The 23,901-nt window shown below is 65.1% G+C and carries 25 protein-coding genes; 12 read left to right on the top strand and 13 right to left on the bottom strand.

The window, feature by feature from the left end; all coding sequences use genetic code 11:
- Positions 1 to 25: 25 nt before the first annotated feature.
- Positions 26 to 289: a YjhX family toxin gene (locus H2052_RS09495; RefSeq protein WP_366484412.1), complete on the bottom strand. Its 264-nt coding sequence runs from the start codon at positions 287 to 289 to the stop codon at positions 26 to 28.
- Between the two features lie 272 nt (positions 290 to 561).
- On the opposite strand from H2052_RS09495, the gene H2052_RS09490 reads away from it, so the two are divergent.
- Both H2052_RS09490 and H2052_RS09485 read left to right on the top strand, forming a co-directional pair.
- Complete coding sequence (locus H2052_RS09490; protein ID WP_293780725.1) at positions 562 to 903, top strand: metalloregulator ArsR/SmtB family transcription factor; 342 nt, start codon at positions 562 to 564, stop codon at positions 901 to 903.
- Entirely contained in the window at positions 900 to 1,808 is a 909-nt protein-coding gene (locus H2052_RS09485; protein WP_293780722.1) for an SRPBCC family protein, read from the top strand. The genes H2052_RS09490 and H2052_RS09485 overlap by 4 nt, the downstream gene beginning before the upstream one ends.
- Positions 1,809 to 1,823: 15 nt before the next feature.
- Here the strand turns inward: H2052_RS09485 and H2052_RS09480 are convergent, their stop codons facing one another.
- The 5 genes from H2052_RS09480 to hppD all read right to left on the bottom strand — a co-directional run bounded on the left by H2052_RS09480 (position 1,824) and on the right by hppD (position 7,077).
- Positions 1,824 to 2,369, bottom strand: coding sequence for a PAS domain-containing protein (locus H2052_RS09480; protein WP_293780719.1), 546 nt, complete (start codon positions 2,367 to 2,369; stop codon positions 1,824 to 1,826).
- Between the two features lie 72 nt (positions 2,370 to 2,441).
- Positions 2,442 to 3,449, bottom strand: coding sequence for a fumarylacetoacetate hydrolase family protein (locus H2052_RS09475; RefSeq protein ID WP_293780716.1), 1,008 nt, complete (start codon positions 3,447 to 3,449; stop codon positions 2,442 to 2,444).
- Entirely contained in the window at positions 3,446 to 4,852 is a 1,407-nt protein-coding gene (locus tag H2052_RS09470) for a M20/M25/M40 family metallo-hydrolase (protein ID WP_293780713.1), read from the bottom strand. Before H2052_RS09470 ends, H2052_RS09475 begins: the two co-directional genes overlap by 4 nt.
- A gap of 11 nt (positions 4,853 to 4,863) precedes the next feature.
- Complete coding sequence (locus H2052_RS09465; protein WP_293780710.1) at positions 4,864 to 5,991, bottom strand: homogentisate 1,2-dioxygenase; 1,128 nt, start codon at positions 5,989 to 5,991, stop codon at positions 4,864 to 4,866.
- A gap of 3 nt (positions 5,992 to 5,994) precedes the next feature.
- Positions 5,995 to 7,077 (bottom strand): 4-hydroxyphenylpyruvate dioxygenase, encoded by a 1,083-nt coding sequence (hppD, locus tag H2052_RS09460; protein WP_293780707.1) that lies wholly within the window; start codon positions 7,075 to 7,077, stop codon positions 5,995 to 5,997.
- An 80-nt stretch (positions 7,078 to 7,157) separates the two neighbouring features.
- Here hppD and H2052_RS09455 point away from each other — a divergent pair, with 80 nt between their 5' ends.
- From H2052_RS09455 to H2052_RS09440, 4 genes are read left to right on the top strand one after another with little or no spacing between them, the layout of a single operon-like run.
- Complete coding sequence (locus tag H2052_RS09455; RefSeq protein WP_293780704.1) at positions 7,158 to 7,613, top strand: MarR family transcriptional regulator; 456 nt, start codon at positions 7,158 to 7,160, stop codon at positions 7,611 to 7,613.
- Between the two features lie 38 nt (positions 7,614 to 7,651).
- A complete protein-coding gene (locus H2052_RS09450; RefSeq protein WP_293780701.1) occupies positions 7,652 to 7,954 on the top strand; it encodes a YggT family protein in 303 nt (100 codons plus the stop codon).
- Positions 7,955 to 7,964: 10 nt separating this feature from the next.
- A complete protein-coding gene (gene folD / locus H2052_RS09445; protein ID WP_293780698.1) occupies positions 7,965 to 8,867 on the top strand; it encodes a bifunctional methylenetetrahydrofolate dehydrogenase/methenyltetrahydrofolate cyclohydrolase FolD in 903 nt (300 codons plus the stop codon).
- Complete coding sequence (locus tag H2052_RS09440) at positions 8,864 to 9,484, top strand: MarC family protein (RefSeq protein ID WP_293780695.1); 621 nt, start codon at positions 8,864 to 8,866, stop codon at positions 9,482 to 9,484. Before folD ends, H2052_RS09440 begins: the two co-directional genes overlap by 4 nt.
- Here the strand turns inward: H2052_RS09440 and H2052_RS09435 are convergent.
- Positions 9,474 to 11,249: a hypothetical protein gene (locus H2052_RS09435; protein ID WP_293780692.1), complete on the bottom strand. Its 1,776-nt coding sequence runs from the start codon at positions 11,247 to 11,249 to the stop codon at positions 9,474 to 9,476. The two genes, H2052_RS09440 and H2052_RS09435, sit on opposite strands and share 11 nt — an antisense overlap.
- Positions 11,250 to 11,374: 125 nt before the next feature.
- Between H2052_RS09435 and H2052_RS09430 the strand changes: the two genes are divergently transcribed.
- On the top strand, positions 11,375 to 12,349 hold the full coding sequence (locus H2052_RS09430; protein ID WP_293780689.1) for a glycosyltransferase: 975 nt from the start codon (positions 11,375 to 11,377) through the stop codon (positions 12,347 to 12,349).
- Positions 12,350 to 12,372: 23 nt separating this feature from the next.
- Positions 12,373 to 13,965 (top strand): glycosyltransferase 87 family protein, encoded by a 1,593-nt coding sequence (locus tag H2052_RS09425; RefSeq protein ID WP_293780686.1) that lies wholly within the window; start codon positions 12,373 to 12,375, stop codon positions 13,963 to 13,965.
- Here H2052_RS09425 and H2052_RS09420 read toward each other — a convergent pair.
- Positions 13,919 to 15,130, bottom strand: a complete 1,212-nt coding sequence (locus H2052_RS09420; RefSeq protein ID WP_293780683.1) for an argininosuccinate synthase — start codon at positions 15,128 to 15,130, stop codon at positions 13,919 to 13,921. The genes H2052_RS09425 and H2052_RS09420 overlap by 47 nt on opposite strands.
- A gap of 126 nt (positions 15,131 to 15,256) precedes the next feature.
- On the opposite strand from H2052_RS09420, the gene H2052_RS09415 reads away from it, so the two are divergent.
- Both H2052_RS09415 and H2052_RS09410 read left to right on the top strand, forming a co-directional pair.
- Positions 15,257 to 15,937 carry an EF-hand domain-containing protein gene (locus tag H2052_RS09415; RefSeq protein WP_293780680.1) on the top strand — a complete coding sequence of 227 codons (681 nt, stop codon included), beginning with the start codon at positions 15,257 to 15,259 and terminating at the stop codon, positions 15,935 to 15,937.
- A 219-nt stretch (positions 15,938 to 16,156) separates the two neighbouring features.
- Positions 16,157 to 16,363 (top strand): hypothetical protein, encoded by a 207-nt coding sequence (locus tag H2052_RS09410; protein ID WP_293780677.1) that lies wholly within the window; start codon positions 16,157 to 16,159, stop codon positions 16,361 to 16,363.
- Here the strand turns inward: H2052_RS09410 and H2052_RS09405 are convergent.
- Entirely contained in the window at positions 16,347 to 18,668 is a 2,322-nt protein-coding gene (locus H2052_RS09405) for a S8 family peptidase (RefSeq protein WP_293780674.1), read from the bottom strand. The two genes, H2052_RS09410 and H2052_RS09405, sit on opposite strands and share 17 nt — an antisense overlap.
- Before the next feature lie 108 nt (positions 18,669 to 18,776).
- Here H2052_RS09405 and H2052_RS09400 point away from each other — a divergent pair, with 108 nt between their 5' ends.
- On the top strand, positions 18,777 to 19,448 hold the full coding sequence (locus H2052_RS09400; RefSeq protein WP_293780902.1) for a pyrimidine 5'-nucleotidase: 672 nt from the start codon (positions 18,777 to 18,779) through the stop codon (positions 19,446 to 19,448).
- Complete coding sequence (gene dapD, locus H2052_RS09395; protein ID WP_293780672.1) at positions 19,445 to 20,266, top strand: 2,3,4,5-tetrahydropyridine-2,6-dicarboxylate N-succinyltransferase; 822 nt, start codon at positions 19,445 to 19,447, stop codon at positions 20,264 to 20,266. The genes H2052_RS09400 and dapD overlap by 4 nt, the downstream gene beginning before the upstream one ends.
- 20 nt (positions 20,267 to 20,286) lie before the next feature.
- On the opposite strand, the gene rpoN is transcribed toward dapD, so the two are convergent.
- From rpoN to lptC, 4 genes are all read right to left on the bottom strand, one after another.
- Positions 20,287 to 21,813, bottom strand: coding sequence for an RNA polymerase factor sigma-54 (gene rpoN / locus H2052_RS09390; RefSeq protein ID WP_293780670.1), 1,527 nt, complete (start codon positions 21,811 to 21,813; stop codon positions 20,287 to 20,289).
- A gap of 3 nt (positions 21,814 to 21,816) precedes the next feature.
- The gene (gene lptB, locus H2052_RS09385; protein WP_293780668.1) at positions 21,817 to 22,587 is read right to left on the bottom strand and encodes an LPS export ABC transporter ATP-binding protein; all 771 of its coding nucleotides are present in this window, start codon (positions 22,585 to 22,587) and stop codon (positions 21,817 to 21,819) included.
- 143 nt (positions 22,588 to 22,730) lie between these two features.
- Entirely contained in the window at positions 22,731 to 23,267 is a 537-nt protein-coding gene (locus H2052_RS09380; RefSeq protein ID WP_293780666.1) for an LptA/OstA family protein, read from the bottom strand.
- Entirely contained in the window at positions 23,264 to 23,893 is a 630-nt protein-coding gene (gene lptC / locus H2052_RS09375; RefSeq protein WP_293780664.1) for an LPS export ABC transporter periplasmic protein LptC, read from the bottom strand. Before lptC ends, H2052_RS09380 begins: the two co-directional genes overlap by 4 nt.
- Between the last annotated feature and the right edge of the window lie 8 nt (positions 23,894 to 23,901).

The raw sequence follows: 23,901 nt of genomic DNA, 5'->3' as shown, positions 1-23,901 counted from the left end.
TCTCTCGACACAGCCCGGCCTTGTGTCAGACCCCCTGATTGTCGAGCTGCGCGCGGACGGAGATGCGGCCGCGCTTCGAGATCCGATAGGGGCTGCCCGACCGGGATTCGATGAGGCGCTTCCGCCGCAGCTGGTTGAAAACCGTCAGGTCGAAGCCGGCAAGGAACATCCCTTCACGTGTGACGCAGGCCACGGACGTGATTTTGGCGCCATCGCCGCGCTCGTGCAGAATGCGGCCACCAAGGGCCAGAACGTGCAGCGCACGCTGTTCATTTCGTGAGATATTCATGGAAGTCTCGTAAGATAGGCGTGAAAAACACCCCGGACGCACTGCACCCGGCGGCTTTGAATTCACGAGGCTCTCTGAGGTTCAGAGAGCCTTATCGTACAAGCTCAGACATCCACTCTCCGGTTACGACGAAACGACTGTGTCGCCTCGTACTCCCCAATATAGGGATCGCGCGTTCCCGCTGACAAATAAAAAGCCGGCCACGCGTGAAACTTAGCTGATCAGCGAAGTTTTTGCTTGCGCGTACGCCGCGTCGCAAATTACTTAGCAACATGACTAAGCATGATCCCGAGCTTTCGCGGCTGTTCCATGCGCTGGCGGACCCGACCCGGCGGTCGATCCTATCGCGGCTCGCGGCGACACCGGCGGGCGTGACGGATCTGGCCGATCCCACGGGGCTGCGGCTGCCCACGGTGATGCGGCACCTTTCGGTGCTCGAGGACGCGGGATTGATCACCACGTCGAAGGACGGCCGGGTCCGCACCTGCGCGCTTGTTCCCGAGGCGCTGGAACCGGCGCGGACATGGCTCGATGAGCATCGTGCGATCTGGGAAGACCGGCTGGATCGGCTGGACGCATTCGTGATGAACGTGATGAAGGAAAGCAAGGAATGACACAGGCCTTCGACGGGACGGCATCGGGGGGCGAAAGTCCCTTTGCGACACTCACCTTCAAACGCCGCATTGCTGCGCCGCCCGCCGTGCTGTGGGAGGCGTGGACGGCACCGGCCGCACGCGCGATCTGGGCTTCGCCTTCGCCCTCCGTGACCGTCGAAATGCTGGAAAGCGATCCCCGTGTCGGGGGGCGCGAGATTTCGCTCTGCAAGGTGGAAGGCGAGCCTGACATCCGCTGCGAGAACGGCTGGCTTGTGCTGCAGCCGGCGGCGCGCAGCGTGAACTATGAGGTGATCTCGTGTGAAGGCGCGACGCTATCGGCGGCGCTGGTGACGGCCGGGTTCGAAGATGCGGACGGCCACAGTCGGCTGGTCGTGACGGTGCAGCTTTCCTCACTCGCGCAAGATATGGCGGCCGGTTACCGGGAGGGTTTCGGCGCCGGCCTCGATAATCTGGCTGCCGTCGCCGAGCGCACCATGATTTTGCAGCGGGTTATCAAGGCGCCGAAATCGATCGTGTGGGGCGCGTGGATGAATCCCGAAACGCTGCCGCAATGGTGGGGACCGGACGGGTTTTCGTGCCGCACGACGCGGATCGATCTGCGCGCAGGCGGCGAGTGGGTGTTCGACATGATCGGGCCTGACGGTACCGTGTTCCCGAACCATCATCTCTACCACGAGGTCCGCCCCGAAGAGCGGATCGGCTACGCGCTGCTTTGGGGCGAGAACGGCCCCAAGCACGCCGACGCCTGGGCCGCGTTTGAGGAACAGGACGGGGCGACGAAGGTGACGCTGGGCATGGTCTTCAGCACAGCGGCGGAATTTCAGGACGCGAAGGGGTTCGGCGCCGTGGAACTTGGGCAGCAGACGCTGGGCAAGCTGGAACGCTTCATCACTGCCGGTTAACACGCTTTCGGAAATTCAGCCCCGGATGGGAACGATGCGCGCGGCAGCCGGACGTTCGCTTTCGCGCGTGGTTTCGCGCCAGCTGACGACGCCGAAGACCACGTCGATCGCGCCGCCGTTCGTGGTGAACGGCATCAGCAATGCGCGGTAGATGCCGGGGTGGCCCGTGGCGGTTTCGTAGGGCGCCTCCACCGACAGCGGTACCGCGCGGCTGAGGAGCTCGGGCAAATAGCTGCTGATGCGCATGAGGAGCGAGCCCGGAGGCGCGTCGGCGAGGCCGATGATGTCGGTATCGACGCCGCCTTCGGCCTGCAGCGCCTCGCCGATCAGGCGGAGGTGCGGACCTTCGTTTTCGTCGAGATCGATGACGAAGCTCTGCGTGCAGCGGTCCTCGATCAGCATCGGATCGAAATCGCTCCAGCGCGGCACGCTGCCCGCACGCGGCAGCGTCGCCCAGTAATTGTGCGCCTGCATATGCAGGCGGCGTTCCTGCGAGCCCGTGCTGACCGGCGGCAGCGCCTTTGCGCGGCGAAGCGCTGAAACCTTGCTGCCGAGTGTCATGTACGCGCTCCCTGAATACAGTGCGCGTGACCCTGCCCCATCAGGCGTTAACAGGTTGGAAACAGCGGCGCCTCAGCTCGCCGCGACGGTTTGTTCGATCGCGCCGAAGATGCTGTGGCCCGTGCCGTCGTCCATCCAGATTCGCACCGTGTCGCCGTATTTGAGGAACGGCGTTTCGGGCTTCCCCGACAGGATCGTCTCGACCATGCGCACCTCTGCGAGGCACGAATAGCCGAGGCCGCCCTGCACGAGGGGCTTGCCCGGGCCGCCGCCCGCGTCGCGGTTCGAAACCGTGCCCGAGCCGATGATCGAGCCCGCTTCGAGATCGCGTGTTTTGGCGAGGTGCGCGATCAGCACGCCGAAATCGAAGGTCATGTCCACATGCGTTTCGGCGCGGCCGAACGGCTGCCCGTTCAGATCGACCTTGAGCGTGCCGAGAAGCTTGCCGCCGTCCCACGCGGCGCCGAGCTCGTCGGGCGTCACGAACACCGGCGAGAAGGCGCTCGCGGGCTTGGACTGGAGGAAGCCGAAACCCTTGGCGAGTTCGGCGGGGATGAGATTGCGCAGGGACACGTCGTTGACGAGACCGACGAGGCGGATGTGTGCGCGCGCGTCCTCGGGCGAGAGACCTTGCGGCACGTCGCCGGTGACGACGACGACCTCGGCCTCGAGGTCGCAGCCCCAGCTTTCGTCGGCAAGCACGATCGCATCGCGCGGGCCGACGAACGAATCGCTGCCACCCTGGTACATCAGCGGATCGGTCCAGAAGCTTTCGGGAAGCTCGGCGCCGCGCGCTTTCCGCACCAGCTCGACGTGGTTCACATAGGCGGAGCCGTCCGCCCATTGATACGCGCGCGGGAGAGGCGAATGCGCCTCGCGCTCGTGGAAGCGCATCATGGGGATCACTTCGTGCGCGAGATCGGTGGCGAGGGCTTCGAGCTTCGGCGCTGCCACGTCCCAATCGTCGAGCGCGGCCTGCAGCGTCGGGGCGATGGCGGAGGCGTCAGCGCACCACGCGAGATCCTTCGAGACGACGACCAGACGGCCGTCGCGTCCGCCCTTCAGGCTGGCAAGCTTCATTTCTTCCCTCCGGCAAGCGTTTTTATAAGGTGCGGCCAGTAATCGAGGCCGTTGTAGAACGAGGCGACGGGCGCATTCTCATCAAGCCCGTGCGCGCGCATTTTCTTCATGTCCATGAAGATCGGCGACACGGCGAAGGTGGGCACGCCCGCGATGCGGAACCACATGCCGTCGGTGCCGCCCGATTCCTGATAGGGCGTGATCGCGACGCCGGGATAGTGCAGCGCGAGCGCCGATTTCACGGCGGCGGTCACGTCCGGGCGGGGTTCGGAAACCGGGCTTGCCGTCGGCGTGCCGCGCACCTTCCATTCGGCTTTCGGGTTGCCGCCGGCCTGTTCGAGCGCGGCCTGCACGGTCGCAACGTCCACGCCGGGGAAGATGCGGCAATTGACCGTGCCGATCGCGCGCTGCGGCAATGCGTTTTCGGCGTGGCCCGCGTTCAGCATCGTGGCGACGCAGGTGGTGCGCATTTCGGGCTCGAACTCTTCGCTCGATGCAAGCGCGGCTGCGGCCTCGGCATCGTTCGGGTTTTCGGAGAAACGGCGCAGCATCTCGGCGACCTGTGGCTGCGAGGCTTTCAGTTCTTTCGCCATCGCACCGAACGAGGCGCGCGTGACGCTGTTCGCCTGAATCGGGAACTTGAGCGCCTCGACATTCTTGAGGAGCGCGGCGAGATCGTAGATCGCATTGTCCTTGCGCGGACGGCTTGAGTGGCCGCCCTCGTTGCGGATCGTCACGTCGAAGGTGGCGAAGGTTTTCTCGGCGACCTGCATCCCGTAGCCGAAGGGCTTGCCGTCCGGCGTGAGCGCGCCGCCGCCCGCGTCCGAATTCAGCGCATATTCGAGCTTCACGGGCTTCAGCGCGTCGACGAGCGCGCGCGTCGTCGTCATGCCGGTTTCCTCGTCGCCCGAGAAGGCGAGGTAGAGGTCGCGGTCCGGTACGAAGCCGCTGTTTTTGAGATCGACGAAGGCGCGCGTCAGGTGGGCGACGCCCATCTTGTTGTCGAGCGTGCCGCGGCCGAGAAAGTCGCCGTCCTTCTCGCGCAGGACGAAGGGATCGAACGACCAGTCCTCCGGCTTCGCGTCCACCACATCCATGTGCGCGAGGAAGGCGACGGGCGGCTTCGTGCTACCTGCTTTGCCCGGATAGCGGGCGAGGAGGTACACGGTCTCGCCCATCGGCACGACCTTGATGTCCGCGTCCGCGAAGCCAGCGGCCTTCAGATCCTTGACGACGCGCGCGGCGACCTCGGGCACCTTGCCGTGACCGGCGGCGGAGCGGATCTCGACGATGTCCTTGTAGAGACTGAGCGCGGCGGTGCCTTGCGGCGAATTCGGCGCGGCGGCAGTTGCCGTCTGCGCGGCGAGGCACAGCATCGCCGCGGACAGGATCATGGGTTTCATGTGGGCCCCCTTCAGGATTTGCTTTTCCAGCTATCCTTGTAACCGGTCCATTCGACAGCGGAAGCCGCTTCGCCGATTTCGAGCGGATCGCGCGTGTCGATCATCACCGCATACTCGTCGGTCATCGGCTTGGGCTGCTCGAACATCCGGGTGAGCGCCTTGGGGTGCGGGCCGTGCGTGAAGCCGCAGGGGTGCAGCGTCATCATGCCGGGGTGGATGTTGTCGCGGCTGAAGAAGTCGCCGTCGTGGTAGAACAGCACCTCGTCGTAATCGTCGTTGTTGTGGAAAAACGGCACCTTCAGCGCCTTCGGGTCCGTTTCGAACGGGCGCGGCGCGAAGGTGCAGATGACGAAGCGGTCGGCAAGGAACGTCGTGTGCGCCGAGGGCGGCACATGGTAGCGGTGGCTCATGATCGGGCGGATGTCGCGCACGTTGAGGCGTGCGACCGAAAGCTCGCCGTGCCAGCCCACCGCGTCGAGCGGGTTGAACGGATAGGTCATCCACGAAACCTGCCCGCGCTTCTTTACAGCGACGCGCGTTTCGGTGTCGCCCTGCTGCGCGTGGAAGGCCTCATCGATCTCGGGCGTATCCATGACCGCCGGATCGAAGATCGCGTGCGGGCCGAGCAGCCCCTTGTCGGGGAGCGTGTAGCTGCAGTTCGTCGCCTCGACGGCGAGGATCTGCAGCGGCTCGGTGGGCACGATGCGCCACATCGTGCCGCGCGGGATCACGACATAGTCGCCCTGACCGATCGCGAGATGGCCGAAATCGCAGAAGAAATCGCCGCTGCCGCGGTGCACGAACAGCAGCTGATCGCCGTCGCCGTTGCGATCGAGCGCCGTCATGGCGTCGGCGAGACGCCACAGGCGGATTTCGGTGGCGCTGTTGTGGAGTACCACCGGGGCGGACCAGAGCGAGTTCGGTGCTTCGTTGATCTGCGTGAGATCGAAGGCGCGGGGCGCGAGCGGCCCGTCGAAATCGGTCCACGCTGTCGGCGGGTTGCGGTGATAGAAGAAGGCGGCGGGGCCGAAGAAGCCCTCCTTCGACATCTCGCGCTCGTAGGTGCCTTCGGGAAGATCGGCGTGCGCCTGGCGGCTCGCCTCGCCCTTCACCAGCGGGAAATTGAGGTAGCGCTTCATGGCTCAGGCCTCCGCGGTTTCGAGCACGCCGCGCTCGATCTGGTCGCGCTCGATCGATTCGAACAGCGCCTTGAAATTGCCCTCGCCGAAGCCTTCGTCTTTCTTGCGCTGAATGATTTCGAAGAACACCGGGCCGAGCACGTTGCCCGAGAAGATCTGGAGCAGCAGGCGCGGGTCGTTGTTTTCGGTGGAGCCGTCGAGCAGGATGCCCCGGGACTTCATCGCGTCGACGGGCTCGCCGTGGCCGGGCAGGCGCTCATCGAGCATCGCATAATAGGTCTCGGGCGGCGCGGTCATGAACGGCAGGCCGAGCGCCTTCAGGCTGTCGATCGTGGAGTAGATGTCGCTCGTGGAGAGCGCGACGTGCTGGATGCCTTCGCCGTTGAACGCCATCAGGAATTCTTCGATCTGACCGCCACCCTGCTTGGCTTCCTCGTTCAGGGGGATGCGGATTTTGCCGTCCGGCGCCGTCATCGCGCGGCTGGTGAGGCCGGTGTATTCGCCCTTGATGTCGAAGTAGCGGATCTCGCGGAAGTTGAAGAGCTTCTCGTAGAACTCCGCCCAGAACTTCATGCGGCCGCGATAGACGTTGTGCGTCAGGTGATCGATGATCTCCAGCCCCGCGCCCTTGGGATGGCGGTCGACGCCTTCGAAATAGCGGAAATCGATATCGTAGATGTCGGCATCGTCGCCGTAGCGATCGATAAGATAGATGAGGCTGCCGCCGATGCCCTTGATGGCGGGGAGGCGAAGCTCCATCCAGCCCGTGGAGGTCGGCATGGGTTCGGCGCCGTTCGCGACGGCGTGCGCGTAAGCCTTCGCGGCATCCTTCACGCGGAAGCCCATCGCGCAGGCGCCGGCTTCATGTTCCTCGGCGAAGAAGGCGGCGGGCGAGCGCGGCTCGGCGTTCAACAGGAAGTTGACGTGGCCCTGCCGGTACAGCGTCACATCCTTCGAGCGGTGCTTCGCGATGGGGGTGAAACCGAGCTGGCGGAACACGCGATCAATGAGCGCGGGATCCTGCGCGGAGAACTCCAGGAATTCGAATCCGTCGAGCCCTGCCGGGTTTTCGAAAAGGTCGGCCATTGACGCTCTCTCCCTCATTTGCTTCGAGTCGTTATTCCGTGATATTAGTTTCATATGAAACTTGTTGCAAGTGGAACGATATGCCTCCGATCCGTCTCGACACGTTCCTGCCCTACCGCGTCGCGGTGCTCTCCGACCGGCTGAGCCAGCGGCTCGCGCGCGTCTATGAAGGCTGCGGGCTGTCCTCGCCGCAGTGGCGCGTGCTCGCGGCGGTCGCGGAGAAGCCGGGGCGGAGCGCGCAGGACGTGGTGCGGATGACGCCGATGGAGAAAGCGACGGTGAGCCGCGCCGTTTCCGCACTCATCGCGCGCGGGCTCATGCGCCGCGAGGCCGACGACCGCGACGGCCGCACCTCGCGCCTGACGCTGACGGCGGAGGGCGAGCGCCTGTACGGCGAGATCGCGCCCGGCGTGCTCGCGATCGAGGCGGATATCGCGGCGCGCTGCGACAAAGCGGGGTTGCTCGCCGCGATCGATGCGATCGAGAACGGGCTCGGCGCGGAGGACGCGGTGGACACCGTTTCGGTGCGCGGTTAGGAGACAGGCCTGCACGGTGTGCCAAGGAATGGACTCGCATGAATACGGTCGCAGCTCTGCTCGGTATCTTCACGATGGTCATCCAGCTCGTGATCTGGATCATCATCGCGCAGGTCATCATCAGCTGGCTGGTGGCGTTCAACGTCATCAACACCAGTAATCAATTCGTCCGCAGCCTGCTGACCGGGCTCGACCGGCTGACGGAGCCGATGATGCGGCCGATCCGGCGCGTGCTCCCCGATCTCGGCGGTATCGACCTTTCGCCGATGGTGCTGATACTCGGCCTCATCCTCATCCAGCGGCTGGTTCCGGCGCTGGTTTTCGACATCATGGCGGGCTGAAAGTTTTCAAATGACGGCTGAGCGTATCGACGGCAAGGCATTTGCCGATGGCCTCCGCGGACGTGTGTCCGCCGCGGTTGCGCCGTTTCTCGCGGCGACCGGGCGCAGACCGGGCCTCGCGGTCGTGCTCGTCGGCGAGGACCCGGCGAGCCAGGTCTATGTCGGCTCCAAGCACAAGGCGACAGTCGAGGCCGGCATGGTGAGCTTCGAGCATCGGCTGGCCGCCGACACGCCCGAGGCCGATCTGATCGCGCTCGTCGAAACGCTGAACGCGGACGAGAACGTCGACGGCATCCTGGTGCAGATGCCGCTCCCCAAGCACATGCGCGAGAGCGCGGTGATCGAGGCGATCGACCCCGAAAAGGATGTGGACGGGTTTCACATCGTGAACGCGGGGCGGCTCGCGACCGGGCTTCCCGGGCTCGTGCCGTGCACGCCGCTCGGTTGCATGATGCTGCTCGAAGACCGGATCGGCCGCGACCTTTCGGGGAAGCGCGCAGTCGTGATCGGCCGATCGAACATCGTCGGCAAGCCGATGGCGCAGCTTCTGCTCGCGGCGAACGCAACCGTCACCATTGCGCACAGCCGCACGGCTGAGCTGCCTTCGGTGGTGCGCGAGGCGGATATCGTGATTGCTGCCGTCGGCCGCCCCGAAATGGTACGCGGCGACTGGCTAAAGCCGGGCGCGGTCGTGATTGATGTCGGCATCAATCGCATCGCGGCGCCGGAACGCGGCGAGGGCAAGACGCGGCTCGTCGGCGACGTTGCCTACGCCGAGGCCATGGAGACCGCGAGCGCGGTGACGCCGGTGCCGGGCGGTGTCGGGCCGATGACGATCGCCGTGCTTCTGCGCAACACGCTCGTCGCCGCGCATCGCCGCGCCGGGCTACCCGCACCCGAAGGCCTGTCGTGACGGAGCTGTTCATCTCGGCGCTCGCCACGCTGTTCGTGGTGATCGATCCGCCGGGGTGTGCGCCGATCTATTCTTCGCTGACGGCGGGCGCCTCCGCGCAGCAGCGGCGCTCGATGGCGATCCGCTCGGTACTCGTGGCGGCGGCGGTGCTGCTTTTCTTCGCCTTCCTCGGCAAGGGGATGCTCGCGGCGCTCGGCATCAGCCTTGATGCGTTCCGCATCGCTGGCGGCATCCTCCTGTTCCTGATCGCGTCCGAAATGGTGTTCGAAAAGCGCACCGAACGGCGCAATTCGCGCGCGCAGGAGGTGGCGTCAAAGGAGATCGAGGACGTCTCGGTGTTCCCGATGGCGATCCCGATGCTCGCCGGGCCGGGCTCGATCGCGAGCGTGATGCTGCTCACCTCGCAGGCGAACGGCTGGGTGGAGCGCAGCGTGGTGCTTGCCGCACTCGGCATCGTGCTGGCGCTGACGCTGCTCGCGCTTCTGACCGCCGGGCCGCTGATGCGGTTGCTCGGCGAGAAGATCGAGGCGATGATCACGCGGCTGCTCGGTGTCATCCTCGCCGCGCTCGCTGCGCAGTATGTGATCGACGGAATCCGGGCGAGCTTCAGCCTTTGACCCGATAGAGCCGCAGGGGCGAACCCTTGGGCATCGGCACGGGTTCGAGCCACGCGGGAACCTCTCCGCCCTCAAGCCGCGCCCACAACCCCTCGGGGGCTTCCTTTTTCGCGGCCGCGAGGTCGTTCGTGCCGACACAGCCGAGCATATAGGTCGCGCTGTAGCGGGCGGCGATGGCCTTCGCTTCATCGTCTCCTGCACGCCACAGGCGGACGGAATCGGCGATAGAGGCCGCATTGCGGTGGTAGGGGCCGGCGATGACGCTGTGCGGCGTGTGGACGAGGATCGCAGGCCCCATGTCGAACACGTCGGCGATGATGCCCTTGGGCACGTCGTTCAGCGGCGCGAGTGTCGCGGATGCGGTGCACGAGGGGAGAGGTGCGGTCGCGGGGGCGGCATTGCCGGAGCCGCCGATACGCTTCGTCGCGAGCGCGGCGAACATGGGAAGCGCGCTGGTGAGGCCGACGAGCACGAGCATGGTTGCGCCGAGGCGCGGCAGTGTCGACGGGATCGCGCGGGCGCGGGGCAGCAGCATCGCTGCGACGGCGGCTGCGGCGATCGCGGCGAGCGCGTTCGGCCCGGTCGCAGCGCGGAGCTGCAGGAACATCAGCCATGTCGTGGTGGCGAGGAGGCCGAAGACGAGGGCCCAGCCGAAGCGGCTGTCGGCGTCCGCGCGGCGCAGCATCACGAACGCGCAGGCGATGCCGATGAAGGGGTAGAGGCCGAACACGATCGCGGTTTCGGGCTCGGTGCCGAGGTAGCTGACGATCGAACGCGCCTCGCTGATGCGGGCGAGGACCGGCAGGAACGCGGGGTCGAGCATCGCCATCGGGCCGCCCGCGCAGTGCGGAAAGGCGACGAGCACGGCGACGCCGACGCTCGCGAAGCCGATCGCCGCCGCGATAGCGCGCCTCAGCGGTGACGTGAGCACATCGATCTGCGGCAGGATCGCGGCAAGCGCGCCGCCGAACACGAGCGGCGCGGCATAGACGGGCGAGAAGGCGTCGCACGCGGCGGACCACCAGCGCGCGGGTGGCACGAACGCCGGAAAGGCAAGCGCTGCGCCCACGGCAAGTGCGACGCCGTAGCCCGCGAGCACTCGCCCGAGTGCCGGGTCACGGCACCAGCCGAGAACCAGGATGGCGCCGGCGACGACGAGGTGCGGGAGCATCTCAAGTCCGATGACGAGCGCTGCGACGGTGGCGAGACCGGCAAGGATACCCGACGAGAAGCGGCGGCGCGGATCGGCGAGCGCGGCGACGGCGCAGAGCATGAAGGCGATCTGCCAGTTGTGGTGATCGATTCTGAGCGGCTTGAACAGTGACAAGATCTGGCCGCTTGCAGCGATGAACACCGCCGCGAGGATGGCCGCCTGCCGCCCGGCGAGACGGAATGCGGCGAGCGCGGCGGCGCCCATCGTGACGAGAAGCGCAAGGAGCGGCACGGCGGTGCCGGCGATACGCTCGGCGACGGCGCGGCCGAAAACGGGCTCGGTGACGACGATGATCGCGCCGATCGGCAGGTCGACGAGGCGCGACCAGTGCATGTTCGCGCCCGCGGGCGGGTTCATACGGTGCTGGTCGACATCGCCCCACGCCTGACCGCCGAGCCAGTCGCGCACCTGCATCAGCCGCTGCGCGTCGTCGGTATCGGGAAGGTCGAGCGCGGCGATATCCGCGCGGTTCACGATCGTGAGCGCGAGCGCGGCGAGCAGCCAGATGATGAGCAGCGGCACGAGGAAGCCGCGGGTCCGATCCGTATTCATGCGCGCTGATCTACGACGAGCATGGTTAACAGTCGGCTTCGAAGGGCCGCGATATTAACCAGTTGGAAGCCATCGCCGCTTTAGGTTCGGCGGCATCAGATCACTCCGTCTGCCGAGGAACGACAATGGTTTCCCTGCCCTCCGCCTCCCAATTTGACACCGCGCATCCGCGCGTCGGGCTTTCGACTGCCGTCGTGCTGCCGTGCTACAACGAGGCCGCGACGATTGCGGACGTGATCGCGGGCTTTGCGGAGGCGCTTCCCGGTGCGGTCATCTACGTGTTCGACAACAACTCCTCGGATAACACGGCGCGCGTGGCCGAGAATGCGGGCGCGATCGTTATTCGCGAAATGCGGCAGGGCAAGGGGCATGTGGTGCGCCGCATGTTCGCCGAGGTCGACGCTGACATCTATGTGATGGCGGACGGCGACGGCACGTACGCGGCGGCAGATGCGCCGACACTCGTGCAGGCGCTCGTCGAGCGCAGGCTCGACATGGTCGTAGGAACACGGCGCGGTGTGCGGCAGGACGCAGGACGATCCGGACACGCACTCGGCAACCGCCTGTTCAACGGCGTGTTTCAGTGGATGTTCGGCGACGATTTCAGCGACATCTTCTCCGGCTACCGAGTGTTCAGCCGCCGTTTCGCGAAGTCGTTTCCGGCGGTGAGCCGCGGTTTCGAGATCGAAACCGAAATGTCGGTTCACGCAAGCCAACTAATGCTGCCGGTCGCGGAGATCGAGACTGATTACGGCGTGCGTCCGGAAGGCTCCGAGAGCAAACTTCGCACCTTCCGCGACGGGTTTCGTATCTTGTCAGTATTCTTTCTGCTGCTGAAGGAAACACGGCCCGCATTCTTTTTCGGGGGGCTGGCCACGCTGCTTACGCTCGCGTCGCTGGTGTTTGGCCTGCCGGTCGTTGCTGAATACCTTCAAACGGGCCTTGTGCCGCGCATCCCCACGGCAGTCCTCGCCGCCGCACTGATGATCATCGCCGTGATGTCGGCGATCTGCGGACTCATACTGGACTCGGTATCGCGCTCGCGCGTTGAGTTGAAGCGCATGTTCCTCCTGATGCAGCGCGGGCTGCCCACGCCGTGAAAAGTATCGCTCGCGAAACTTCGATGTTCCTTGTCGTCGGCGCCGTGGCCTTTGTCGTTGCAACAGTCTGTTTGGAACTGCTGACCCAGATTGGTCTCACACCTTATCTGGCACAATTTCCATCCTTGGCTTTGGCAATTGTTACGACATGGCTTGGTAATCGACGTTGGAGTTTTCGGATAACGACCGCCCCAACTCTTCTTGAGTTTCGCCGCTACGTCCTCGCCTCGCTAGGCGGCCTCGCAATCAATGCGGTCGTGTTCTCTACGCTTACCTACGCTGGTGTACCTATAATTTCTGCTTTCGCGGGTGCAACGATATTTGCAATGGGGTTTAATTTCTCATTTTACAAGTTATTTGTATTCAGAAGAAAATATAAAGAAAATAATACAGAAGGAAATGATAAAAACAATTATTTTTTGATTTTCTTGATATTATTTGGCGCTTTTGGAGGGGGAATTTATCTAGCATCAGATATTATGGGTGCTGACGGTATTATTGTTACGGCAAGCAATTCATTAATAGGTCGTGATTTTGTAAATGTTTGGACCGGCGCAAATATATTATTTAATGGAAATCTAGAAGACTTATACGACCTAGTGTCGTATGCAGAATTTCAAAGGAAGATTATCGACCCCAGAATTGGCATTCATAATTTTTCCTATCCTCCGCATGTTCTTCTGTTCATATTTCCTTTTGCGCTTATGGGGTACGTGCCGGCATTGCTGACTTGGATAATTGTAAGTGGCGGTGCGTTCGTTGCAGCGGCAAAGTCTTACGTTTCCGGCACCACCGTGCCGCTTTGGTCCGTCATCATCCTGCCGGCCTCCATGATCAACATTTGGGCGGGACATTATGGCTTTGTAATCGGGGCTATGCTGCTCGCGGGATTTGCCTGGCTGAGTCAGCACCCGCTTCGTGCTGGAGTGCTTTTTGGCCTGATGACAATCAAGCCTCATCTTGGAGTTCTTATTCCCCTTGTACTTGTTGTTCGCGGCGAGTGGCGCGCCTTCGGATCAGCTACGGTTATCACCTTGCTGCTCGTAGCTACTAGCGGATCGCTGTTTGGTTTTGAGCTTTGGAGGCAATGGATTACTGATACGCTCGGATACCAGAACGATTTGATTACGGATATAGACCCGATCAAGTATCTTTATCCAAGGATGATGCCCACGGTTTGGGTCAGCTTTCGATTGATCTGCGGAGAAGCCGTCGCAGGTATACTGCAAATCACTATCGCGGTGACCGCAATAGCTGTTGTTCTGATATCCGCATGGCGACGCATAAGTAACCAAGATCTGGGGCTTATCGTTGCCACAGCCACATTCCTGATTTTGCCCTATGCATTTAACTACGACATGACAGTGGTGTCATTGGCTGCGATTGTGACCCTCGCTCGCTACCAGCGATGGCTCAGCCTTTTAGAACGCCTCGCGATCACAATTGCATTTTTGACACCGGTAATCGTGTTCATCTTTAACATGCAAGGGTGGCCCATCCTGCCGTTGGGCATTCTAGGACTTCTGGCTGCGCAATATCGAATGGCCACATCGTGCGCGGCAGAACCGTTCAGCCCCGCCGCCCCAGAAGCCGCAGGCGCAGCGCGTTCAGCTTGATGAAGCCTTCGGCGTCGCGCTGGTCGTAGGCGCCGGCGTCGTCTTCGAAGGTGACGACCTTTTCGGAATAGAGCGAGTTCGGCGACTTGCGGCCGACGACCCATGCCGAGCCCTTGTAGAGCTTGAGCCGGACGGTGCCGCTGACCTTTTGCTGGCTGTGATCGATGGCGGCCTGGAGCATCTCGCGCTCGGGGCTGAACCAGAAGCCGTTGTAGACGAGCTCGGCATAGCGCGGGCCGAGTTCGTCCTTGAGGTGGGCGGCGCCGCGGTCGAGGGTGAGCTGCTCGATGGCGCGGTGGGCGGTGTGGAGGATGGTGCCGCCGGGGGTTTCGTACATGCCGCGCGACTTCATGCCGACGAAGCGGTTCTCGACGAGGTCGAGACGACCGATGCCATGCGTGCGGCCGTAGTCATTGAGCTTGGCGAGGAGGTTGGCGGGGGACAAAGGCTCGCCGTTGACCGCGACCGCGTCGCCTGCGTCGAACTCGACGGTGATGTATTCGGGCGTGTCGGGCGCGTCTTCCGGGTTCACGGTGCGCGAGAAGACGTAGTCGGGGACTTCCTCCCACGGGTCTTCCAGAACCTTGCCTTCGGACGATGTGTGGAGGAGGTTCGCGTCGGTCGAGAACGGCGCTTCGCCGCGCTTGTCCTTGGAGACGGGGATCTGGTGCGCCTCGGCGAACTCGATGAGGCGGGTGCGGCTGGTGAGATCCCACTCGCGCCACGGTGCGATCACCTTGATGTCGGGGTTGAGGCCGTAATAGCCCAGCTCGAAGCGGACCTGATCGTTGCCCTTGCCGGTGGCGCCGTGGGAGACGGCGTCGGCGCCGACCATTTTGGCGATCTCGATCTGGCGCTTCGCGATCAGCGGCCGGGCGATCGACGTGCCTAGCAGGTAAAGACCCTCGTAGAGCGCGTTCGCGCGCATCATCGGGAACACATAGTCCTTCACGAACTCTTCCTTGAGATCGTCGATGAAAATGTGCTCAGGCTTGACGCCCATCAGCTCCGCCTTGGCGCGCGCCGGCCCGAGCTCTTCGCCCTGGCCGAGATCGGCGGTGAAGGTGACGACCTCGCAGGCATAGGTCTGCTGAAGCCATTTCAGGATCACGCTCGTGTCGAGACCGCCCGAGAAGGCCAGAACCACGCGCTTGATATCAGACATCCAACCAGACCTTTCGCGAAAAACCGAAGTACGCGCGCCCTTCGCATTGATGAACGGCATATTCAAGGGAGAGTCAGCACGGGCTGCGTATAGGCAGGTAATCAGATGCTGAAACGGAGTACGAACGTGAAGACATTCCTTATGATCGGCGCATCGGCAGCCGCGCTGATGGCGCTGCCCGCGATCGCCCAGCCCTCGCCGCCGTCACCGCCGGAAAAGGCGTCGCACTGGAGCGCACCGCAGACCCGCGCGGACCTTGAAAAGAAGATCGCCGAGCGCTTCGCCGAGGCCGATGCCGACAAGGACGGCGCGGTGAGTGAGGCGGAACTGAAGGCCGGGATCGAGGCGCGCAGGGCCGAGGCCGAAAAGAAGATGGCCGAAGCGCGCGCGCACATGTTCACTGCGATGGATGCCGACAAGAACGGCCAGATCAGCCGCACCGAGTGGGATTCACACCACGCCGGGATGAAGGCCAAGTGGGCCGAACGCCGCGAAACCGCCCAGGCCGACGGCAAGGAACGCCGCGAGTTGCGCATGAAGTTCAAGGACGGTGACAAGGACGGCCGCAAGGGCCATCGCATGATGCATCATGGCGGCATGGGCTGGGGCGGCCTGGGCGAGAAATGGTTCGAAACCGCCGACGCGAACAAGGATGGGCGCATCACGCTCGCCGAGGCGAAGGCGAAGCCGCTTGCGCGCTTCGACGCCGCCGACGCCAACAAGGATGGTACGCTGAGCCCCGACGAGCGCCGTGCGGCGCACGAGGCGAAGCGCGCGGAACGTCGCGCGGAGCGCGGCGACAGCTGATCGGCACGTCCCAGTCCGATCTGCTGTGTTGAGAGCGCGGGGCGCCGTTTCCGATCCCCCCTGTCGGAAACACGCCCAAAACGCGCGGAGGGCCGGCATTCTCACGCTTGAGAATGCCGGCCCTCTGTCTTTTCGGGGGTGTCCCTACGCACAAGACGACTCGACTTCGCGCGCGAGCCCGATAGCTTTGCAACAAAAGCATAACCGGGGAGATTGGCCATGACTGGAGGAATCAGGGTTAGCCTGAAATGCGAGAACTGCGGCGGTACGGACTTTGCGGTCTCGGAGCGTCCTGCGGAACGCGACTGGATCGTCTGCACCGAGTGCGGCAAGCCGCTTTCGACCGTAGCCGAGTTCGACGACGAGGTCGTGCGGCTTGCACACGACGCCGTGCGCCACCTCGATGAGGCTAGAACCGCGCTCTGAGGCGGAGCGCTGCACCCATGTCGTCGTCGAGCGCGGCGATGTGGCCGGGGTCGCGGCGCCAGAAGAGGTTCGTGTCGAGGTGGCCGAACCCGGCGAAGGGGACCGACCACGCGGCTTCCACGCTGATCTCGCGGCCCGAGGGCGCGAGCGTGAAGGTGCGGCGGGTGTAGCCTGCGGTTTCGGTTTCGTAGTCGTAGCTCGTCGGGATATCGGCGCGGAGCGCGCCGCCTTCGACGCGCAGCGGCTGGGCGATTCGCACCGAGACCGCATCGCCGCGCGCGACCACGCCCGATTTCGTCACGTCGAACGCGAAGGCGAGGGTGCGGAGTGCATTCGCGCCCGAAACGAGGCCGCCTGCGGCGACATCGAGATGGGTGAGCCCGCCGCGTGCCTGCGCCGCGACGCGCCAGCCGTGCCCGGCATCCATCGCCCAGTCGAGGCCGAGGAAATTGCTGGAAGCACGCGTCAGCCCGAGCGCTGCCGAGCCTTCGGCGCCGAGGATGCTGCCGCTTTCGTCGAGGCGGCTCCACGTGACGCTGATGTCTGATGCGCCGAGGCGGCGCGAGGCGCTGGCGGCGAACAGCCGCACGGCGTCCGCGTCGCGGCGGCGATCCCACGCACTGCCGGGGCGCAGCGACCGGGTTTCGCCCGTGCCTGCGGCCATGCCGAAGGTCCAGCTGCCGATGCGCTGGCTCACCGCCGCGGCGCGCGTGCCCGCGATGGAAACGCCGTCGTCGCGCAGCGCATCGCCGCTCGCAATGAAGCGCGAACCCGGCGCGCGTGTGCCCGCCATGTTTGCAAGCAGATCGTCCGCGCCGTAGCCGGCCGCGAAGCCGACACCCGTGCCGGGGATGACGCTGCCGGTGACGAAACCGCGCGTGACGCGTGCGGCTACGTCCGCGCGGGCATCGATGCCGCCGGACTGGGCAAGGCCGAGCCAGGGCCGCGTGCTGACGGCGGCGTTCCACGACAGGCTGTAGCCGGCGACGCCGAAGGCATCGCGCGCCTCCTCGGTGTTGGTCTGGAGCGCGGCGGCGAGGCGCGGCGCGGGGGCGATGCGCGAGACGCCCGCGCCGAGATCGGCGACGTAGGCACGCCCGTAGCTGTCGAGAACGACGATATCGGAAAGTGCGCCGGTGAGATCACCGCCGTCGCCGAGCGCGCCGCCGAGCACCGCGAGCGAACCCGCGTCGCTGGTGACGGGCACGCTACTCCCCGGAAGCGAGGTGGCGCCGATCGGCGAGAAGGCGCGGACGAGATCGAGAATGCCCTGGCCGAAGATCGTGTCGTCACCTGCAGTGCCTGCGTCGCGCGCAGTACGAAACAGAATGTCTATGATCTCGTCCGCGCTCAGCGTGGGGAAGGCGTCGGCGAGCAAGGCGACGGCGCCGGCGATGCCGGGGGCGGCATAGGACGTGCCGCTGAACCAATAGTGTGTGCCGGTATGATCGAAGCTGCGGACGCCTTCGCCGAGTGTGGCGATGTAGTGCGCTGCGAAACTGCCCGCGCGGTTGCTGAAGCTTGAAAGCGCATCGGTATCGTTCACCGAACCTGCGATGATGACGCGGCCGCGCGCGGCCGGATCGCTTGCGATCTGGGCGAAGGGATCCGGATTCGCGAGGCTGTCGTTGCCCGCCGAGATGACGACGATGACGCCCGCTGCGGTCGCGTTCGCAATCGCGGTGCGCAGGCGCGAATTGGGCGGTTCGCCGCCGAGCGACATGTTGACGACGCGAGCGCCTGCCGCGACCGCCGTATCGATCGCGATGGCGATGTTGTTGTCCGAATGCGAGCAGCCGTCGCTTGAGGTGCAGGTGCCGGGCGTGTCGGTTCTGAGCGCGATCAATGTGGCGTCGAAGGCGAGGCCGTGGATGCCGCTGTCGTTTTTCGCTGCGAGCGCGACGGCGGAGACCGAGGTGCCGTGGCCGTCGGTATCGTCGACGCCGCGCGCGCCTGCGATGTCGCGGCTCGCCGAATCGATGCGGCCCGCGAATTCGGCGCTCTGGATATCGACGCCGCTGTCGATGACGGCGATCTTCACGCCTGCGCCGGTCGCGCCGTCTTCGTATGCCGCGATCGCGCCCGCCGATGCGGTGGCATTGGAGCGGCTGTATTCGGGCGTATCATAGACCGGGCTCGGCGTCGGTGTGGGCGTCGGCGTCGGCGTTGGAGGCGGCGTCACCGTGCCGGGTGACACCGGGCCCGAACCACCACCGCCGCCGCCGCATGCCGCGAGCAGTGCGGCGAGGCATAGAGTCGAAACAGCGGTAAACCCGCGATACTGCGTCCTGACGCGTCGGCGCATATCCGCCAGCACCCCTGTTGTTCCTGTCGCACCCCTGATGGCAGAATCGTCGCGCAAAGGCATTACCAAATGCTTGCGAAATCCGCCGCTCGTCGCCATGACCCCGGCATGGACGCCTTCGGCCACATCGAGACGTGGATCTTCGATCTCGACAACACGCTCTATCCGCCGCGCGCGAACCTGTTCGCGCAGATCGACGAGCGCATGGGCGCATACATCATGCGACTGATCGGCTGCGACGCGGTGGAAGCGCGGCGGGTGCAGAAGCGGTTCTTCCACGATCACGGCACGACGCTGCGCGGCCTGATGGATGGGCACGGCGTGGCGCCAGCGGACTTCCTGAGCTTCGTGCACGATATCGACATGGGCGTGCTGGAGGCGGACGGCCGCATGGCGGCGGCGTTCGACAAGCTGCCGGGCCGCAAGCTCGTGTTCACCAACGCCGACACGGTCTATGCGGAGAAGGTGCTCGACCGGCTCGGCCTCGGCAGCGTGTTCGAGGCGGTGTATGACATTCATGCCATGGATTATCGCCCGAAGCCCGATCCGAACGCCTATCACGGCTTCTGCGCGGCGCACGGCATCCGGCCCGAACGCGCCTTGTTCGTGGAGGACATGGCGCGCAACCTCGTGCCCGCGAAGGCGATGGGCATGACCACGGTGTGGGCCGACAACGGCGCCGAAAGCGGCAGCTATCAGGCCGACCACGACAGCATCGACCACCGGATCGCCGACGTCGGCGACTGGCTTCATTTCATTACGACAGGGGTAGAAGCATGACCGATCTCGCCGCCATCATCGATCAGGCCTGGGAAGAACGCGAAGGGCTCGGCCTTTCCACCACCGGCGCGGTGCGCGAGGCGGTAGAGGCCGCGATCGAAGGGCTGGACGCGGGCACGTATCGCGTTGCCGAGAAGGCGGATGGCGCGTGGCGCGTCAACCAGTGGCTGAAAAAGGCGGTGCTGCTGTCGTTCCGCCTCAACGACAATGCCATTGTCGAAGGCGGCGCGGGCGGGGCGCCGGCGTTTGACAAGGTGCCTTCGAAGTTCGCCGGATGGGGCGAGAACCGGTTTCGCGCGGCAGGCTTCCGCGTGGTGCCCGGCGCTGTCGCGCGACGCGGCGCCTATATCGCCAAGGGCGCGGTGCTGATGCCGAGCTTCGTCAACATCGGCGCTTATGTGGGCGAGGGCACGATGGTCGATACGTGGGCGACGGTTGGCAGCTGCGCGCAGATCGGCAAGGGCGTGCACATTTCGGGCGGCGTCGGCATCGGCGGCGTGCTGGAGCCGCTGCAGGCCGGGCCGGTGATCATCGAGGACAATTGCTTCATCGGCGCGCGCAGCGAAGTCGCCGAGGGCGTGGTGGTGGAAGAGGGCGCGGTGCTCTCAATGGGCGTCTATCTCGGCGCCTCCACCAAGATCGTCGACCGCGCGACGGGCGAAGTGATGCGCGGGCGGGTGCCGGCATATTCGGTGGTCGTGCCGGGCACGCTGCCGGGCACGGACGGCGGGCCAGGGCTTTATTGCGCGGTGATCGTGAAGCGCGTGGACGCGCAGACGCGCAGCAAGACGGGGATCAACGAGCTGCTGCGGGATTGAGGCAGGGGGGTTGTGCGTCCCTACGCAGCCGCGCTCTGGATCGCGGCGGCGCGGCGGCGTTCGACCGAGGAGCCGATGCCCATGCCTTCGCGGTATTTCGCGACGGTGCGGCGGGCGATGTCGAAACCGGCTTCGTTGAGTAGCTCGACGAGCTTGTCGTCGGAGAGGATCTTGCCGCCGCGTTCGCCGTCGATGAGTTCGCGGATCTTGGTTTTCACCGATTCGGCGGAAACGGCGTCGCCGCCGTCCGACGCCTGAATCGCCGAGGTGAAGAAGTATTTCAGCTCGAAGAGGCCGCGCTCGCACGAGAGGTACTTGTTCGAGGTGACGCGGCTGACGGTCGATTCGTGCATCCCGATGGCGTCGGCGATCGCGCGGAGGTTCAAGGGTTTCAGGTGCTGGACGCCGTGGAGGAAGAACGCCTCCTGCTGGCGGACGAGTTCGGTCGCCACCTTGATGATGGTGCGCTGGCGCTGATCGAGCGCCTTGATGAGCCAGTTCGCGGATTGCAGGCAGTCCGACAGGAAGCTCTTCGCGGCCTTGCCGCCCGTGCCCGAAAGCTCGGCATAATAGCTGCGGTTGACGAGGAGGCGGGGGAGCGTCGCGGCGTTGATCTCGACTGCCCAGCCGCCCGATACGGTGCGCGCGACGAAGATGTCCGGCATGATCGGCTGCGGCGGCTCGCCGCCGTAAGCGAGGCCGGGCTTCGGATTGTAGGCCCGGAGTTCGCAGATCATGTCCGAGAGGTCTTCGGCATCGACGCCGCAGATGCGGCGCAGCGTCGCCATCTCACCGCGCGCGAGAAGGTCGAGATTGGACAGCAGCATCGCCATCGCGGGATCGTAGCGGTCCGCCTCCATCGCCTGCAGCGCGAGGCACTCGCCGAGCGAACGCGCGCCGACGCCGGTCGGCTCGAAGGTCTGGATGATCTTCAGCACCGCTTCGACATCGGCGGTGGGCACCTGAAGGCGTGCGCCGATTTCATTGAGGTCACCGGTGAAATAGCCGCTCTCGTCGATGAGATCGATGATGTGGCGGGCGATGATCTGCTGCACATCGTCCATCCCCGCGAGCTGGGAGAGGAGCGTGTCGTGGAGCGAGAGTTCGGCCGCGAGCGTGGCGTCGAAGCCTTCGCTGTCCTCGCCGCCGCCCGCGCCCGCGACCGTGGGACCGGCGACGCTGAGGCTCCCGTCGAGGCCGCCGGTGCCGGGGGCGGGCATGTCGCTCGCGCAGTCGTGGTGGAAGGTTTCGGCGGCGTGATCGACGTCGAGCGGCGCATCGGCATCGCCCGCGCCTGCCGCGATGAGCTGGTCCGAGCCCACCGGCTCGGGCACCGACCAGTCGTCGGAAGCAATTTCGGGTGCATCGGAGGGTTCGGCGGGAGCCTCGCCGGCCGCTTCGAGCAGCGGGTTCCGTTCGAGTTCGCCGTTGATGTAGCTTTCGAGCTCGAGGTTCGACAGCGCCAGCAGCTTGATCGCCTGCTGCAGCTGGGGAGTCATCACCAGCTGCTGCGAATGCCTCAGATCAAGACGCGGACCGATCGCCATACGCTAAAGGCTGAAGCTTTCGCCGAGGTAGACCTTGCGCACCGTCTCGTCGGCGACAAGCGCCTCGGGCGTGCCTTCGAAGAGCACGCGGCCGTCGTAGATGATGCAGGCGCGGTCCACGATCTCCAGCGTTTCGCGAACATTGTGGTCCGTGATGAGGACGCCGATGTTGCGGTCCTTCAGGTGGCCGACAAGATTGCGGATGTCGGCGATCGAGATGGGGTCGATGCCCGCGAACGGCTCGTCGAGGAGCATGATCGAGGGATTCGCGGCGAGAGCGCGGGCGATTTCGCAGCGGCGGCGCTCACCGCCCGACAGCGACATGGCGGGCGCCTTCCGGAGGCGCGCGATCGAGAATTCGCCGAGCAGCTGATCGAGCCGCGCCTCGCGCGCGGCCGGGTCCGGCTCCGCGACTTCGAGCACCGCGCGGATATTGTCTTCCACGGTCATGCCGCGGAAAATCGATGTTTCCTGCGGCAGATAGCCGACGCCGAGCGCGGCGCGGCGGTACATGGGGAGGCCGGTGATGTCGATGCCGTCGAGGAGGATGCGCCCCGAATCGGGCATCACGAGACCCATGATCGAATAGAAGCAGGTGGTCTTGCCCGCGCCGTTCGGTCCCAGGAGCCCGACGACCTCGCCACGGCGCACGCCGAGCGACACATCGCGCAGCACGACGCGCTTGTCGTAGCGCTTGCCGATGGACACGACGGCGAGACCGCGTTCGGTATCGACCGCGGGAGTTTCGTCCTCCATCGTCATGACTTCGCTCATGGCGGGTTTTCTACCTCACGAATACTTAACGACAAATGCAGGAACCGGCCGCCCGGTGACCACTTGGCGCAATTTGTGCATGGTCGCTTTCGGCAATGCAAGCCGAACGGAACCAGACAGCATAAAAAGGGTCGTGTGTGCGGTTACTGCGAACCGCGCGGGGGCACCACGAAGCGGCCGGTGACGCGCGGGCCGCCATCCGTCGCGCTTGCCGAGCCGTCGAGCGTGGAGCGGCCGTTTTCAAGGTCGATGACCAGCCGCTCGCCGCGCAGCACGCTATCGCCGCGATTGAGCACGACGCCGCCGACGAAGGTGATCTGGCGGGTTTCGACATCGTAGATGCCGAGGCGCGCGCTGACGCGCTCGCTCGGGCTCACGAGCTGGACGCTGCCTTCGGCATCGAGCCGGGTGATCGCAAGGTTTCCGCCCGCGGCGCTTTCGTAGAACACGCGCATCGTCGCGGCGCTCAGCGTCATGTTGCCTTGCACGACGCGAACCGCGCCCGAAAAGATCGCCTGCGAATCACGATCGCGCACCTCGATGCGCGCGGCATCGATATCGATGGGCGCGCGCGTGTCGTGGCCCTTCAGTGCCGAGCTGCCGAAGCCGCTCTGCGCCGAGGCGGCAAGGGGAAGTGCGAGCGCGGCGGCTGCGGCGAGGAGGAGGGCGGAGCGGATCATCGCTGCGTAATCCGCATTTTCACGCCGCCTGACAAGGTGACAACGCGCGTTTCCATGTCGGCATCGAGACGGGAGGCCGAAAACGAGCCGAGCGGCATACGACCGCTGACGCGTCCGGCGCTTGTCACCTTGCGCGTCGGCAGGCTGACCGCGACGTCACCCGTTTGCAGCACGTATCCATCGGGGCGGTGGAAAACGACCGGTCCGAGGACATTCAGCTTTTCCGCTTCGAGATCGTAGCGGCCGCTCGGCGCGGTGACGGTGGCGACGCCTTCTTCCATATCGAGGCGCGCTTCGATGCGTTTCAGTTCGACGACCGGTTCATTCGAGGTGCGCTGCACGGCCTCGTCCGCAAGGATGCTGAACGGGCGGCCCTTGCTGTCTTCGCCGCGATACATGGGCGCTTCCATGCGCAGGCGTTCGCCCGCCTTTTCAACCGCGTCGCGCGACAAGATGAAGCTGAATTCCTGCTGCGCGGTGAGCGGCCAGATGAGGCAGGCGAGCAGGATCACCGCCGCTGTCGCGGGCAGCAGGCGCTTCAGGATGACGACCTGCCGATCCCACGCGCTGCCCGGCATCGCCCAGCGGCGGCGATCGCTTGCGAGTTCGTCGGCGGCCTGTGTCATCTTCCGCC

The sequence above is a fragment of the Sphingosinicella sp. genome (assembly GCF_013911755.1).
Classification (GTDB): domain Bacteria; phylum Pseudomonadota; class Alphaproteobacteria; order Sphingomonadales; family Sphingomonadaceae; genus Sphingosinicella.
The sequence above is the reverse complement of the archived record's forward strand: the minus strand, read 5'-3'. Positions and strand labels throughout refer to the sequence as shown.

Coding starts and splice junctions, on each gene's coding strand:
- H2052_RS09405 (WP_293780674.1), bottom strand. CDS start 18,668: ATGCGCCGACGCGTCAGGACGCAGTATCGCGGGTTTACCGCTGTTTCG.
- H2052_RS09400 (WP_293780902.1), top strand. CDS start 18,777: ATGGACGCCTTCGGCCACATCGAGACGTGGATCTTCGATCTCGACAAC.
- H2052_RS09495 (WP_366484412.1), bottom strand. CDS start 289: ATGAATATCTCACGAAATGAACAGCGTGCGCTGCACGTTCTGGCCCTT.
- H2052_RS09450 (WP_293780701.1), top strand. CDS start 7,652: ATGAATACGGTCGCAGCTCTGCTCGGTATCTTCACGATGGTCATCCAG.
- H2052_RS09425 (WP_293780686.1), top strand. CDS start 12,373: ATGTTCCTTGTCGTCGGCGCCGTGGCCTTTGTCGTTGCAACAGTCTGT.
- H2052_RS09380 (WP_293780666.1), bottom strand. CDS start 23,267: ATGATCCGCTCCGCCCTCCTCCTCGCCGCAGCCGCCGCGCTCGCACTT.
- H2052_RS09490 (WP_293780725.1), top strand. CDS start 562: ATGACTAAGCATGATCCCGAGCTTTCGCGGCTGTTCCATGCGCTGGCG.
- H2052_RS09465 (WP_293780710.1), bottom strand. CDS start 5,991: ATGAAGCGCTACCTCAATTTCCCGCTGGTGAAGGGCGAGGCGAGCCGC.
- H2052_RS09435 (WP_293780692.1), bottom strand. CDS start 11,249: ATGAATACGGATCGGACCCGCGGCTTCCTCGTGCCGCTGCTCATCATC.
- hppD (WP_293780707.1), bottom strand. CDS start 7,077: ATGGCCGACCTTTTCGAAAACCCGGCAGGGCTCGACGGATTCGAATTC.
- H2052_RS09485 (WP_293780722.1), top strand. CDS start 900: ATGACACAGGCCTTCGACGGGACGGCATCGGGGGGCGAAAGTCCCTTT.
- H2052_RS09455 (WP_293780704.1), top strand. CDS start 7,158: ATGCCTCCGATCCGTCTCGACACGTTCCTGCCCTACCGCGTCGCGGTG.
- lptC (WP_293780664.1), bottom strand. CDS start 23,893: ATGACACAGGCCGCCGACGAACTCGCAAGCGATCGCCGCCGCTGGGCG.
- H2052_RS09480 (WP_293780719.1), bottom strand. CDS start 2,369: ATGACACTCGGCAGCAAGGTTTCAGCGCTTCGCCGCGCAAAGGCGCTG.
- H2052_RS09470 (WP_293780713.1), bottom strand. CDS start 4,852: ATGAAACCCATGATCCTGTCCGCGGCGATGCTGTGCCTCGCCGCGCAG.
- H2052_RS09430 (WP_293780689.1), top strand. CDS start 11,375: ATGGTTTCCCTGCCCTCCGCCTCCCAATTTGACACCGCGCATCCGCGC.
- H2052_RS09475 (WP_293780716.1), bottom strand. CDS start 3,449: ATGAAGCTTGCCAGCCTGAAGGGCGGACGCGACGGCCGTCTGGTCGTC.
- folD (WP_293780698.1), top strand. CDS start 7,965: ATGACGGCTGAGCGTATCGACGGCAAGGCATTTGCCGATGGCCTCCGC.
- dapD (WP_293780672.1), top strand. CDS start 19,445: ATGACCGATCTCGCCGCCATCATCGATCAGGCCTGGGAAGAACGCGAA.
- rpoN (WP_293780670.1), bottom strand. CDS start 21,813: ATGGCGATCGGTCCGCGTCTTGATCTGAGGCATTCGCAGCAGCTGGTG.
- H2052_RS09410 (WP_293780677.1), top strand. CDS start 16,157: ATGACTGGAGGAATCAGGGTTAGCCTGAAATGCGAGAACTGCGGCGGT.
- H2052_RS09420 (WP_293780683.1), bottom strand. CDS start 15,130: ATGTCTGATATCAAGCGCGTGGTTCTGGCCTTCTCGGGCGGTCTCGAC.
- lptB (WP_293780668.1), bottom strand. CDS start 22,587: ATGAGCGAAGTCATGACGATGGAGGACGAAACTCCCGCGGTCGATACC.